12 protein-coding genes are annotated in these 12,375 nt (G+C 68.8%); 4 read left to right on the forward strand and 8 right to left on the reverse strand.

What is annotated here, in order from left to right; all coding sequences use genetic code 11:
- Positions 1-8: 8 nt before the first annotated feature.
- From QWY76_RS04050 to QWY76_RS04065, 4 genes are all read right to left on the reverse strand, one after another.
- Positions 9-1,514: a fumarate hydratase gene (locus QWY76_RS04050; RefSeq protein ID WP_290309824.1), complete on the reverse strand. Its 1,506-nt coding sequence runs from the start codon at positions 1,512-1,514 to the stop codon at positions 9-11.
- Positions 1,515-1,728: 214 nt separating this feature from the next.
- Positions 1,729-3,750 (reverse strand): excinuclease ABC subunit UvrB, encoded by a 2,022-nt coding sequence (gene uvrB / locus QWY76_RS04055; RefSeq protein ID WP_290309825.1) that lies wholly within the window; start codon positions 3,748-3,750, stop codon positions 1,729-1,731.
- A gap of 52 nt (positions 3,751-3,802) precedes the next feature.
- Positions 3,803-4,213, reverse strand: coding sequence for an OsmC family protein (locus QWY76_RS04060; protein WP_290309901.1), 411 nt, complete (start codon positions 4,211-4,213; stop codon positions 3,803-3,805).
- Positions 4,213-4,410, reverse strand: a complete 198-nt coding sequence (locus QWY76_RS04065) for a hypothetical protein (RefSeq protein ID WP_290309826.1) — start codon at positions 4,408-4,410, stop codon at positions 4,213-4,215. Before QWY76_RS04065 ends, QWY76_RS04060 begins: the two co-directional genes overlap by 1 nt.
- Before the next feature lie 139 nt (positions 4,411-4,549).
- On the opposite strand from QWY76_RS04065, the gene ygfZ reads away from it, so the two are divergent.
- Positions 4,550-5,587: a CAF17-like 4Fe-4S cluster assembly/insertion protein YgfZ gene (ygfZ, locus tag QWY76_RS04070; RefSeq protein WP_290309827.1), complete on the forward strand. Its 1,038-nt coding sequence runs from the start codon at positions 4,550-4,552 to the stop codon at positions 5,585-5,587.
- A 9-nt stretch (positions 5,588-5,596) separates the two neighbouring features.
- Here the strand turns inward: ygfZ and QWY76_RS04075 are convergent, their stop codons facing one another.
- From QWY76_RS04075 to QWY76_RS04085, 3 genes are all read right to left on the reverse strand, one after another.
- Positions 5,597-6,364, reverse strand: coding sequence for a TatD family hydrolase (locus tag QWY76_RS04075; protein ID WP_290309828.1), 768 nt, complete (start codon positions 6,362-6,364; stop codon positions 5,597-5,599).
- A 149-nt stretch (positions 6,365-6,513) separates the two neighbouring features.
- Positions 6,514-8,103, reverse strand: a complete 1,590-nt coding sequence (locus tag QWY76_RS04080) for a peptide chain release factor 3 (RefSeq protein WP_290309829.1) — start codon at positions 8,101-8,103, stop codon at positions 6,514-6,516.
- Positions 8,104-8,380: 277 nt separating this feature from the next.
- The gene (locus QWY76_RS04085) at positions 8,381-8,689 is read right to left on the reverse strand and encodes a hypothetical protein (RefSeq protein ID WP_290309830.1); all 309 of its coding nucleotides are present in this window, start codon (positions 8,687-8,689) and stop codon (positions 8,381-8,383) included.
- A gap of 281 nt (positions 8,690-8,970) precedes the next feature.
- On the opposite strand from QWY76_RS04085, the gene QWY76_RS04090 reads away from it, so the two are divergent.
- A complete protein-coding gene (locus QWY76_RS04090) occupies positions 8,971-9,783 on the forward strand; it encodes a formate/nitrite transporter family protein (RefSeq protein ID WP_290309831.1) in 813 nt (270 codons plus the stop codon).
- 135 nt (positions 9,784-9,918) lie between these two features.
- On the opposite strand, the gene QWY76_RS04095 is transcribed toward QWY76_RS04090, so the two are convergent.
- Positions 9,919-10,584: an SDR family oxidoreductase gene (locus QWY76_RS04095; protein ID WP_290309832.1), complete on the reverse strand. Its 666-nt coding sequence runs from the start codon at positions 10,582-10,584 to the stop codon at positions 9,919-9,921.
- 123 nt (positions 10,585-10,707) lie between these two features.
- On the opposite strand from QWY76_RS04095, the gene QWY76_RS04100 reads away from it, so the two are divergent.
- Together QWY76_RS04100 and QWY76_RS04105 are read left to right on the forward strand one after the other, a co-directional pair.
- The gene (locus tag QWY76_RS04100; protein WP_290309833.1) at positions 10,708-12,057 is read left to right on the forward strand and encodes a type II toxin-antitoxin system HipA family toxin; all 1,350 of its coding nucleotides are present in this window, start codon (positions 10,708-10,710) and stop codon (positions 12,055-12,057) included.
- Positions 12,054-12,371 (forward strand): helix-turn-helix transcriptional regulator, encoded by a 318-nt coding sequence (locus QWY76_RS04105; RefSeq protein WP_290309834.1) that lies wholly within the window; start codon positions 12,054-12,056, stop codon positions 12,369-12,371. Before QWY76_RS04100 ends, QWY76_RS04105 begins: the two co-directional genes overlap by 4 nt.
- Positions 12,372-12,375: the final 4 nt, after the last annotated feature.

The raw sequence follows: 12,375 nt of genomic DNA on the forward strand, positions 1-12,375 counted from the left end.
CGGCGCGGTCAGGCGCGTTCGGCGATGATCTCCTTCCACTTGGCGGGACCGGTCTGGTGGACCGAGGTGCCGGCGCTGTCCACCGCCACGGTCACCGGCATGTCCTCCACCTCGAACTCGTAGATGGCCTCCATGCCCAGGTCCTCGAAGCCGACCACGCGGGCCTTCTTGATGGCCTGCGCCACCAGGTAGGCGGAGCCGCCCACCGCCATCAGGTAGACGGCCTGGTTGTCGCGGATGGCCTCGATGGCCGCCGGCCCCCGCTCGGCCTTGCCGACCATGCCCAGCAAGCCGGTCTCCTCCAGCATGGTGCGGGTGAACTTGTCCATGCGCGTGGCGGTGGTGGGACCGGCCGGGCCGACCACCTCGTCGCCGACCGGGTCGACCGGCCCCACGTAGTAGATAAAGCGGCCCTTGAGATCCACCGGCAGCGGCTCACCCTTGGCGAGCATATCGACCATGCGCTTGTGGGCGGCATCGCGACCGGTCAGCAGCTTGCCGTTGAGCAGCAGGGTGTCGCCGGGCTGCCAGGTGCGCACCTCCTCCGGGGTGATGGCATCGAGGTCGACGCGCTTGACGTCGTCGCCGGCCTCACGGGTGATCTCCGGCCAGTCCTCGAGCCTGGGCGCCGGCAGCGCCGCCGGGCCGCTGCCATCCAGGGTGAAGTGGGCATGGCGGGTGGCCGCACAGTTGGGGATGATCGCCACCGGCTTGTTGGCGGCGTGGGTCGGGTAGTCCTTGACCTTGATGTCCAGCACCGTGGTCAGCCCGCCCAGGCCCTGGGCGCCGATGCCGCTCTGGTTGACCTTGTCGTAGAGCTCCAGGCGCAGTTCCTCGGCGCGGTTGGCGGCCCCGCGGGCCTGCAGCTCCTGGATGTCGATGGGCTCGAGGAGCGCCTCCTTGGCGATCTCCATGGCCTTCTCGGCGGTGCCGCCGATGCCGATGCCCAGCATGCCCGGCGGGCACCAGCCGGCGCCCATCTTGGGCAGCTGCTCGAGCACCCAGTCGACCACGTTGTCGGAGGGGTTGAGCATGGCGAACTTGGACTTGGCCTCGCTGCCGCCCCCCTTGGCCGCCACATGCACCTCGACGGTATCGCCGGGCACCAGCTTGTGGTGGACGATCGCCGGGGTGTTGTCCTGGGTGTTGGCGCGCTTGCCGTCCGGGTCGGCCAGCACCGAGGCGCGCAGCACGTTGTCGGGCAGCCGGTAGGCCCGGCGCACGCCCTCGTTGATCATGTCGTCCAGGCTCATCTCGGTCTCGAAGCGCACGTTCATGCCGACGTGCACGAAGACGGTGACGATGCCGGTGTCCTGGCAGATCGGCCGATGGCCGGTGGCACACATCCGCGAGTTGATCAGGATCTGGGCGATGGCATCCTTGGCCGCGGGATTCTCCTCCCGCTCGTAGGCCGCCGCCATGGCGTCGATGAAGTCCTTGGGATGGTAGTAGGAGATGTACTGCAGGGCATCGGCGACGCTCTGGATGAGGTCATCCTGGCGGATCACGGTCATGGGCAAGACGCTCCTTGGCTGGGTCGACACGCCCGCTTCCGGGCCGGTCCGGGGCACCGGCGGCGGGCTCGAACGGAGGCGGATTATAGCGCACTTGTCCTGCCCTCGGCAGCGTCCGCCGCCCAGGCCTGGGTCGTAGCGGGCGGTGGGGCGAGGAAGATAACGGTATAAATCATGGTCGGGGACGATCCCCGGGGGCGGCTGGCCGGCCGTCTCAACCGACGGCCAGCTGGCGCTCCCTGAGCTCGTGCAGGCGATCCCGCAGCCGCGCGGCCTCCTCGAACTCCAGGGCCTGGGCCGCCTCGAACATGGCGTCCTCGAGCCGCGCGATCTCGCGGGCCAGCTCCGCCGGCCCCAGGTCGTCCGGGTCGTAGATGGCCGCGCCCTCGGCGACCCTGCGCTCGGCCTTGCGGCCCTTGCCCTTGCGCCCCGGGGCCTGGGCGGCCTCGAGGATATCCGCCACCGAGCGGGACACCGTCTCCGGGGTGATGCCGTGCGCCTCGTTGTGGGCAAGCTGCTTGGCGCGGCGCCGCTCGGTCTCGTCGATGGCCCGGCGCATGGAGTCGGTGACCCGGTCGCCGTAGAGCACCGCCTTGCCATGGGCGTTGCGCGCCGCCCGGCCGATGGTCTGGATCAGCGAGCGCTCGTTGCGCAGGAAGCCCTCCTTGTCGGCATCGAGGATCGCCACCAGCGAGACCTCGGGGATGTCCAGGCCCTCGCGCAGCAGGTTGATGCCGACCAGCACGTCGAACTTGCCCAGGCGCAGGTCGCGGATGATCTCGACCCGCTCCACGGTGTCGATATCGGAATGCAGGTAGCGCACCCGCACGCCGTGCTCGTCCAGGTACTCGGTGAGGTCCTCGGCCATGCGCTTGGTCAGGGTGGTGACCAGCACCCGCTCCTCCACCGCCGCCCGGGCCTGGATCTCCGACAGCAGGTCGTCGACCTGGGTCGAGGCGGGCCGCACCTCGAGCTCGGGGTCGAGCAGACCGGTCGGCCGCACCACCTGCTCCACCACCTGGCCGGCATGCTCGGCCTCGTAGGGCCCGGGCGTGGCCGAGACGAAGACCGTCTGCGGCGATATCCGCTCCCACTCCTGGAAGGTCATCGGCCGGTTGTCCAGCGCCGAGGGCAACCGGAAGCCGTACTCCACCAGGGTCTCCTTGCGCGAGCGGTCGCCCTTGTACATGCCCCCGACCTGGGGAACGCTGACATGGGACTCGTCGATGAACAGCAAGGCATCATTGGGCAGGTAATCGAAGAAGGTCGGCGGCGGCTCGCCGGGATTGCGCCCCGACAGGTAGCGGGAGTAGTTCTCGATGCCGTTGCAGTAGCCCAGCTCGAGCATCATCTCGATGTCGTACAGCGAGCGCTGCTCCAGGCGCTGGGCCTCCACCAGCTTGTCGTGCTGGCGCAGCCAGGCCAGCCGCTCGACGAGCTCCTCCTTGATGGCGTCGATGGCGCCCATGATGGTCTCCCGGGGCGTCACGTAGTGCGACTTCGGGTAGATGGTCATGCGTGGCACCTTGCCCCGCACCTCGCCGGTCAACGGGTCGAAGAGGCTGATGGTGTCGATCTCGTCGTCGAACAGCTCGACCCGCACGGCCTCGTCCTCGGCGTCAGCCGGGAAGATGTCGATGACGTCGCCGCGCACCCGATAGGTGCCGCGCTTGAAGTCCATGCCGTTGCGGGTGTACTGCAGCTCGGCGAGGCGGCGCAGGAAGGCACGCTGGTCGATCAGCTCGCCACGGGTGAAGTGCAGGCGCATCTTCAGGTACTGGTCCGGGTCGCCGAGGCCGTAGATCGCCGACACCGAGACCACGATCAGCGCATCGCGGCGCTCCAGCAGCGCCTTGGTCGCCGACAGGCGCATCTGCTCGATGTGGTCATTGATCGAGGCATCCTTCTCGATGAAGGTGTCCGAGGACGGCACATAGGCCTCGGGCTGGTAGTAGTCGTAGTAGGAGACGAAGTATTCGACGGCATTGTCGGGAAAGAACGCCTTGAACTCGCCGTAGAGCTGGGCCGCCAGGGTCTTGTTGGGCGCCATCACGATGGTCGGGCGCTGCAGGCGTTGCACCACGTTGGCCATGGTGAAGGTCTTGCCCGAGCCGGTGACGCCGAGCAGGGTCTGGTGGGCCAGCCCGGCGTCGAGCCCCCCGACCAGGCTCTCGATGGCCGTGGGCTGGTCGCCGGCGGGCTGGAACTTCGCTTGCAGTCGGAACGGCTTGCTCATCGGCTCTCCTGGTGACGCCGGGACGGCATCGCGCCCGGCGGGATACGACGGATCAGCCCCGCAGACGGGTGGTGATCTCCACGGTGGAGCTGGTCATCAGGCGGTGGATCGGGCACTTGTCGCTGATCTCCTCGAGCCGCGCCCGCTGGGCCGCGTCCAGCGCCCCGTGGAAGGTCATGGCCACGTCGAGTCGGTAGACTCCATGGCGCTCGTCGCGTTCATCGCGGTTGACCACCACGCTGACCGCGTCCAGCGGCCACTCCTTGCGGCGCGCGTACATCTGGGCGGTGATCGCCTTGCAGGCCCCCAGGGACAGGTCGAAGTAGTCGTGGGGGTCCGGGGCGCTGTCCTCGCCGCCGAAGGCCTCGGGCACGTCGACGAACAGCTCCTCGAAGCCCTCGAGTTCGACGCGCTGGCGGAAGATACGGTTGCGCTGGCTGACGATCTGGATGCCGCGGGCCATCATGTCACCTCGATGCCGAGCTTGAGGGCCTGCACGGCCTGGATCAGCGCCTCGCGGCGCACCTTGCCGTCCACCTCGGCCCCATGGCGTCCCACCTCGACACTCTCGACGCCGTCGAGCATCATCAGGGCAGTGGTGATGCGGTTGACCTGGTCGGCGCTCTCGACGCCCTGGAAACTGAGAGACTGGTGCGCCATGCGGCGGCTCCTGTACGGCTGGAATCGAACAGGGGCGAGTCTAGCATGCCGCCCAAAACGCGGCAGCGGTTGCAATGCGGCCCGCTCGACCGCATGTCCCGAGAAACGCCCGTCAACGGATACGACAAGGAACCCTAACATGAACGACTGGATCGCCCACCTCGGGGGCCAGCGGGAAAGCGCCGATCGCGTCGTCTTCGACACCCCCGAGCCGGCCCGCCGCGCCATGGAGGCCAACGTGATGACGCCGTTGGCCCAGCTGGGCATCCTCGATGTCGCCGGCGAGGATGCCGAACGCTTCCTCCAGGGCCAGACCAGTGCCCAGGTCGCCCTGGCCGATGGCGCCTTCGCGCCGCTGACCTGCTTCTGCACCCCCAAGGGCCGCGTGCTGGCCAATGCCCAGCTGTGGCGCGTGGCGCCCGATCATTACCGCCTGCTGATGCACCGAAGCCTGGTACCGTCGCTGACCGAACACCTCAGGAAGTTCGCCGCCTTCTACAAGGCCACCCTGACGCCCCGCGACGACCTGGCGCTGATCGGCCTGATCGGCCGCGAGATCCCCGCCGTGGCCGAGGTCCTGCTCGACGTGGTGCCGCCCGCGATCTGGCACCAGGCCGACCGGGACGACCTCCAGGTCCTGGCCCATCCGGGCCCCCGGCCGCGGCTGCTGGCCTGCCTGCCGGTCGAGCGGGCGCCGGCCATCTGGGAAACGCTCGCGGCCCAGGCCAGCCCCGTGGACAACGCCGTCTGGCGCCTTCACGACATCCAGGCGGGACTCGCCTGGCTGGAGGCGACCCAGCAGGACGCCTACCTGCCGCAGATGCTCAACTGGGAGGCGCTCGGCGGGATCAGCTTCAAGAAGGGCTGCTACACCGGCCAGGAGGTGGTGGCCCGGGCCCACTTCCGTGGCCAGGTCAAGAAGCGCCTGGTGCGCGGCCAGCTCGATGGGGGCCTGATCCCCGAGGCGGGCAGCGCCATCGAGGATGCCGAGGACAAGCGGCTCGGCGAGGTACTGTGTGCCGAGCTGGATGCCTACGGCGAGGCCGAAGTGCTGGCGGTGATGAGCACCCGGGAGCCGAGCCTGCCGCTACGCGTGGCCGGCCAGAAACTCAAGCAACTGCAGCTGCCCTACCCGCTGGAGCGCCTGGACCCCGAGAGCCTGGCCGGCAAGGCGTAGGTCCCCGCCTCAGCCCGCCGGCAGGCCGAACAGGCGCCGCGCCGTGGCCGAGCTCGACTCGGCCACCCGCTCGGGCGTTTGGCCGCGCAGCCCGGCCACGGCGCGGCACACTTCGGCGACGCGCGCCGGCTCGTTGCGCTCGCCCGGGTGGCCCGCCAGGGGCATGTCGGGGCTGTCGGTCTCCAGCACGTAGCCATCGTCCGGCAGGGCCGCCACGGCTCGATGCAGCCGCCTGGCCCGCGCATGGGTCAGCGCGCCGCCGAGGCCGACCACGAAGCCCAGCTCGAGAAAGGCCCGCGCCTGCTCGGGAGAACCGGCGAAGGCATGGATCAGTCCGCCCGCGGGGAGCGCCAGCTGGCGCAGCCGCTTGGCCACCTGGTCGTTGGCCCGCACGCAGTGGATGACCACGGGCAGGCGGCGCGTCCTGGCCAGGCGCAGCTGGGCATCGAACAGCGACCACTGGGCCGCGAGGGTCTCGGCGAAGCGCCCATCGATGCCGCACTCCCCCACCGCCACCGCCTCGGGATGAGCATCCAGGGCCCGGGCCAGCGCCTCGACGTCATCCTCCCGATGCGCGTCCATGAAATAGGGGTGCAGCCCCAGGCAGGGGCTGACCTCCTCCCGCCGCCCCAGCGCCAGCACCCGGTCCCAGTGACGGCGGGTGGTGCCTGGCACCACGAAATGCGCGACGCCCACCGCCCTGGCCCGTTCGAACACCGCCTCGCGGTCGGCGTCGAAATCGGGGAAGTCCAGATGGCAGTGGGCGTCGATCAGCATAGGCAGGAGGAAGAAGGAAGAAGGAAGAAGGAAGAAGGAAGAAGGAAGAAGGACGTATAGGCTAGGCGCTATTCTTCTCTCTTCTCAAGGCGCGAAGCGCCGTTATCCCCTCTTCACGCCGCGAAGCGGCGCTCTTCCAGCTTCTCGCTTTAATGTTCCCGGGTATGGTTGAAGCGGATCTCCGGCCAGCGTTCCTGGGTCATCTGCAGGTTGACCCGGGTCGGCGCGATATAGGTCAGGTAGCCGCCGCCGTCGATGGCCAGATTGGTGCTGGCCTTGCGCTTGAACTCCTCGAGCCGCTTGGCATCGTCGCTATAGATCCAGCGCGCGGTGTTGACGTTCACCCCCTCGTAGAGGCAATCGACCTTGTATTCCTGCTTGAGGCGATGGGCGACCACGTCGAACTGCAGCGTGCCCACGGCGCCCAGGATCAGGTCGTTGTTGTCCAGCGGCATGAACACCTGGGTGGCGCCCTCCTCGGAGAGCTGCTGCAGGCCCTTCTGCAGGGCCTTCATCTTCAGCGGGTCCTTGAGGCGCACGCGCTTGAACAGCTCCGGGGCGAAGTGCGGGATGCCGGTGAAGCGCATGTCCTCGCCCTGGGTGAAGGTATCGCCGATCTGGATGGTGCCATGGTTGTGCAGGCCGATGATGTCGCCCGGCCAGGCTTCCTCCACGTGAGCGCGATCCGAAGCCATGAAGGTCAGGGCATCGGCGATCTTGACGTCCTTGCCGATCCGCACATGGCGCATCTTCATGTTCTTCTCGTACTTGCCGGAACACACCCTCAGGAAGGCGATGCGGTCCCGGTGGTTGGGGTCCATGTTGGCCTGGATCTTGAAGACGAAGCCGGTGAAGCTGCCATCCTCCGCCTCGACGGTACGCAGGTCGGTGTCCCGGGACTGGGGGGACGGCGCGTACTCGACGAAGCCATCGAGCATCTCGCGGACCCCGAAGTTGCCCATGGCGGTGCCGAAGTAGACGGGGGTCTGCTCGCCGCGCAGGTAGGCCGCGTGGTCGAAGGCATGGGACGCGCCCCGGACCAGCTCCACCTCCATGCGCAGCTCCTCGGCGGCCTCCTCGCCCAGCACCGCATCGACCTCGGGATTGTCGAGGCCCTCGATGCGCCTGTCCTCGGGAATGCGGTTGCCCTGCCCCTGGGTGTAGAGGTGGATGACATCGTTGTAGAGGTGGTAGACGCCCTTGAAGTGGCGTCCCATGCCGATCGGCCAGGTCATGGGCGCACACTGGATGTTGAGCACCTCCTCGACCTCGTCCATCACCTCGATGGGGTCGCGGATATCCCGGTCCATCTTGTTGACGAAGGTCAGGATCGGCGTGGTCCGCAGGCGGCAGACCTCCATCAGCTTGATGGTGCGGTCCTCGACACCCTTGGCGCCGTCGATCACCATCAGCGCCGAGTCCACCGCCGTCAGGGTGCGGTAGGTGTCCTCGGAAAAGTCCTCGTGGCCGGGGGTGTCGAGCAGGTTGACGATGCGGCCGCCATAGGGAAACTGCATCACCGAGGTGGTCACCGAGATGCCACGCTCCTGCTCCATCTTCATCCAGTCGGAGGTGGCGTGGCGGTCGTCACGCTTGCTCTTGACGGAGCCGGCCAGCTGGATGGCGTTGCCGAACAGCAGCATCTTCTCGGTGATGGTGGTCTTGCCCGCGTCGGGATGCGAGATGATCGCGAAGGTACGGCGAAGCCCGGTTTCATGGGCGAGGGTCGAGTTGGACATTGCGTCTCGTCGCTGATGGGTGCTCCCCCGACCGGGTCAGGGGCCGGCCGGGGCTATCGGTGTCGTCGGTGCACCGATTGTACCGTCAGCCACGGTTGCTGTCGCCGGTCGAGGTCGAGATACGCGGCGGGTGGGGGCACGTCGGCCAGCGGTTGGCCGCGAGCGACGGGTGATGCGGGTCGGATGGAGGCAGACGGCGGATCGAGCGGACGACGTCAGGCAGGCATGGACAGCCGGCGGTGCCGGCAGGAACCCGACACCGCCAGGGGAGATACGACTAGCCGGCGGCGACGCCCATCTCCCGCCACAGGCGTTCGGTGACGAACTCGGTCACGCGACGGTCGTTGGCGTCGTCGACCACCACGGCCAGGAGCCGGAGACCGCACAGCTCGATGCCGCGGCTGCCGTCAAAGACGGGAAAGACGCGCAGGTTGGACTTCAGCAGCAGGAAGATGCCTTGGCGCGGGTCCACGCCCACGCCCCGCACCTCCTCGTCGGGAGGCATCAGGAACACCACATCGGCCGCATCGGCCTTGTGGTGATCGAGGTGCTGCCAGGGTAGTCGCTCCAACTGGATATGCTGCATTGACCGCCTCCTCTTGCCGCCCCGTGGGACATTCAACATAGTCCATTTGTAGGGGGGTGGTGGGTGACGAAGGCGTGAAAATTTTGCGACCTGGCAGAGCTTGACGGGAGCCCCGTTGCTGCACGCCCCACAGGCGCCGCCACCTGGCAGCCAAACCTTGATGCCCATCAACCTCAGGCGCTCGATCTCGCTCCCCTCCACCCCGTCGCGGCCGCTGCCAGGGCCGCCTCGGGAGGGACGCTATAGTGACAGGACGCCAGGCGGACAGGGGGAGCACAGCGATGGACAGGGACCCACTCTTCGGCGACGCCTACCAGCCCCGGGAGATCGCCCATCGCGTGACCCGCATGGGCGTGGCCAAGGCCCGGGCCGATGCGCTGACCCTGCTGGTGCTGGCGACCCTCGCCGGCGCCTTCATCTCCCTCGGGGCACTGTTCTTCGCCGTGGTCGTGACCGGGAGCGAGCTGGGCTTCGGGATCACCCGCCTGCTGGGCGGGCTGAGCTTCTGCCTGGGACTGGCGCTGGTGGTGGTGGCCGGCGCCGAGCTGTTCACCGGTAACAACCTGCTGGCGATGGCCTGGGCCAGCGGCGAGATTCGTGGGCGCGAGCTGCTCAGGAACTGGTGGCTGGTCTACCTCGGCAACGTGCTGGGCTGCCTGGGCACCGTCGTGCTGGCCGTGTGGGCGGACCTCGCCGCCCTGGGCGGCGGCGACCTCGGTGACACCCTGAGGGAGATCGCCCTGGCCAAGGTCGCCCTCGGCCCGCTGGCGGCCTTCGCCCGGGGCATCCTGTGCAATGTGCTGGTCTGCCTGGCCGTGTGGCTGGCCATGGGCGGCCACAGCGTCACCGACAAGCTGCTGGGACTGCTGCTGCCGATCAGTGCCTTCGTGGCGCTGGGGTTCGAGCACTCGGTGGCCAACTGGTTCTTCCTGCCGATGGGGCTCTGGCTGGCCCCATCGGGCATCGGGGTGACCGCTGCCCTGCTCAACCTGAGCCTGGTGACGGCCGGCAACATCGTCGGCGGCACCCTGCTGGTGGCCGGGGTCTACTGGCTGGCCTACCTGCGCGACGGCCAGGACGACACCGCCCGATAGTCCCGGGTCAATCCGTCTCGCGGGGCAGGCAGGCGACCAGGACCGACCCGGTCAGCGCGGGCGGTCGTCGGCCCTGGTCTCGACCGCGAAGGGCCGACAGCACGTCCCCTCCGGCAGGCGACGACGCCTCCCGCCCTACCAGGGCAGGGGCTCGCCGTTGCTGTGCCAGAAGCCGCCACTGGTCGCCAGGGTCAGTGCCTCGATGCGCGCGGCGATGCCGGCGGCGGCCTCCTCGGGACCGATCAGGCCGCCGAAGTTCACCATGCGCGTCTTCACGTACCCCGGGTGCAACTGGGCCACGGCGATGCCCCGCGGCGCGAGATCCACCGCCAGGGACTTGCCGAAGGCATTCAGCGCCGCCTTGGAGGCGCGGTAGCCATAGCGCCCACCGGAATCGTTGTCGGCGATCGAGCCCATGCGGCTGGTGATGTTGGCGATCCTGGCGCCCTCGCCCAGGCAGGGCAGCAGCGCCTCGACCACTCGCAACGGCGCATAGGCGTTGATCTCCATCTGGGCGCGGATGGCAGCGAAGTCGAGCTCGCCCAGTGCCTCGTCGTGCAGCATGCCGGCATTGTTGATCAACACGTCGAGGCGCCGGCCGTCAAGGGCCGCCGCCAGCCGGGCGACATCCGCCGGCGACGTCACATCGATGCCGTCGATCACCCGCTCGGCCACTGCGTCGAGTTGCGGTGACGGGGTCCGACAGGCCCCGATGACGTGCCAGCCCTCGCCATGGTAGTGACGGGCCAGGGCCAGGCCGACGCCGCGGTTGGCACCGGTGATCAGGACAGTGGGCATCAAGGCACCTCCTTTGAGCTATATTTCACTCAGAAACTATCTCTCTTGCGATATTTTGCGCAGTACAATGCTCATTGCCACGTCATAGACTAGACTATGAGCACTATTCTGCTCAACGAGTCCAGCATGCAGCTTACCATCCAGATCTACCGCCAGGGCCGATGGCATGACGCGGCCCTGCTGGAGCTTCCGCATCCGGAACGCGGCACGCGCGGTCCCGCCCGGCTCGGCTACCTGCAGGACCATGCCCTGCAGTGGATGTCCCATGACGACGAGCACGCCTGCAGCCTGACCCTGCCGGTCGAGCTGATGATGCGCCACCACGGCGAGCGCTGGTTCGGCTTTCTCGAGGACATCATGCCGGCCGGGGCGAGCCGACGCTACTGGATACACTACCTCGGCATCCAGGACCTGGCCCCCGGCGAACAGGACACCGAGCTGCTGCGCCAGGGCACCATCGCGCCGGTCGGCAACCTGCGCATCCGCGAGGCCGTGCCGCCTCGCCCCCCGGGCAGCACCCTGGAGGCGCAGCGCTTCCCGCTGCGCGATGTGATCGAGCGCCATACCGACTTCCTGGAGTATGCCCAGCAGATGGGCGCCGCCAGCGGCGGGGCCACCGGTGCCGGCGGCGAGGCCCCCAAGCTGCTGGTGCGTCGCACCCCCGACGACAGGGTATGGATCGACACCTGGCAGGACGACCCGACCAATCTCGATCCCCACTGCCTGGTGAAGTTTCCCCGCGGCCGGCGCGGCGCCGACGACTGCGACATCCTGCGTGCCGAGTACCATTACTACCAGGAACTGGCCGAGCTCGGCATCGACACCGTGTCCCGCCGGGGGCTCCAGTTGACCGAGGGCGAGCGCTACCCCTCCCTGTGGCTTCCCCGCTTCGACGTCGAGCCTCGCCAAGGGCGGCTGTGTCGCTTCGGCCTGGAGTCCGTCTACGCCCTGCTCGGCGCGGCCCCGGGCACCCACCTGCGCCACCCGGCGGTGCTGGCGCGGCTGGTCACCCTGCTCGAGCAGCAGCATCGGGTCCGCGAGCTGGGCGAGCCCTTCGACCGGGAGGGCTTCGTGATCGAGTGGGTCAGGCGCGACCTGCTCAACGTGGCCTTCGGCAACTCCGACAACCACGGCCGCAACGCGGCCTTGCTCAAGCGCCCGGAGGGCATCTGGCACGCCCCGGTCTACGACTTCGCCCCCATGAAGGCCGATCCCGAGGGGGTGACGCGCACCACCCAGTGGGGCCCGCCGCTGGAACAGGGCGGCGACTTCGACTGGCCCGCCATCGCCCGGGCCCTGGGCGAGCTGGTCGAGCCGGACCGCCTGATGGCCGAGCTGGAGCGCCTCGGGGCCGGCCTGCATGGCCTGGCGGAGCGCCTGGCGGCGCGCGGGGTCCCCGAGCGCATCCTCAGCATGCCGGCCGTGGGGCTCGGCCACCTCGATCAGCGGCTGACGCGCTGGGGACTGGCACCATGAAACCGACCCCCATGACCCCCGAGGAGCGCGAGACCGCCTTGCTGGACCAGCTCCGGCGCCTGATGCGCGGCGAACTCAGCGAGGGACAGGTGCTTCGCCACCTGCGCCGCGAGGTGCTGGGCCTGTCCCAGGGCGCCTATGCCGAGCTGGTGGGCGTCAGCCGGCGCACCCTGTCCGATCTCGAACGCGACGCCGGCAACGCCTCCATGGCCAGCATGAACCGTGTCTTTCGTCCCCTGGGCCTGAGGGTCGGCCTGGTGCCCCGTCAGCCCGCCCTGCTGGCCCGCCTGGCCGAGGACGCCGACCGCCGCTGAGGCC

The organism is Halomonas maura (assembly GCF_030409305.1).
GTDB lineage: Bacteria > Pseudomonadota > Gammaproteobacteria > Pseudomonadales > Halomonadaceae > Halomonas > Halomonas maura.

What these genes read in the sequence shown, in the direction of transcription:
- QWY76_RS04050 (WP_290309824.1), bottom strand. Translation starts at nt 1,514, where the DNA reads ATGACCGTGATCCGCCAGGATGACCTCATCCAGAGCGTCGCCGATGCC.
- uvrB (WP_290309825.1), bottom strand. Translation starts at nt 3,750, where the DNA reads ATGAGCAAGCCGTTCCGACTGCAAGCGAAGTTCCAGCCCGCCGGCGAC.
- QWY76_RS04060 (WP_290309901.1), bottom strand. Translation starts at nt 4,213, where the DNA reads ATGGCCCGCGGCATCCAGATCGTCAGCCAGCGCAACCGTATCTTCCGC.
- QWY76_RS04065 (WP_290309826.1), bottom strand. Translation starts at nt 4,410, where the DNA reads ATGGCGCACCAGTCTCTCAGTTTCCAGGGCGTCGAGAGCGCCGACCAG.
- ygfZ (WP_290309827.1), top strand. Translation starts at nt 4,550, where the DNA reads ATGAACGACTGGATCGCCCACCTCGGGGGCCAGCGGGAAAGCGCCGAT.
- QWY76_RS04075 (WP_290309828.1), bottom strand. Translation starts at nt 6,364, where the DNA reads ATGCTGATCGACGCCCACTGCCATCTGGACTTCCCCGATTTCGACGCC.
- QWY76_RS04080 (WP_290309829.1), bottom strand. Translation starts at nt 8,103, where the DNA reads ATGTCCAACTCGACCCTCGCCCATGAAACCGGGCTTCGCCGTACCTTC.
- QWY76_RS04085 (WP_290309830.1), bottom strand. Translation starts at nt 8,689, where the DNA reads ATGCAGCATATCCAGTTGGAGCGACTACCCTGGCAGCACCTCGATCAC.
- QWY76_RS04090 (WP_290309831.1), top strand. Translation starts at nt 8,971, where the DNA reads ATGGACAGGGACCCACTCTTCGGCGACGCCTACCAGCCCCGGGAGATC.
- QWY76_RS04100 (WP_290309833.1), top strand. Translation starts at nt 10,708, where the DNA reads ATGCAGCTTACCATCCAGATCTACCGCCAGGGCCGATGGCATGACGCG.
- QWY76_RS04105 (WP_290309834.1), top strand. Translation starts at nt 12,054, where the DNA reads ATGAAACCGACCCCCATGACCCCCGAGGAGCGCGAGACCGCCTTGCTG.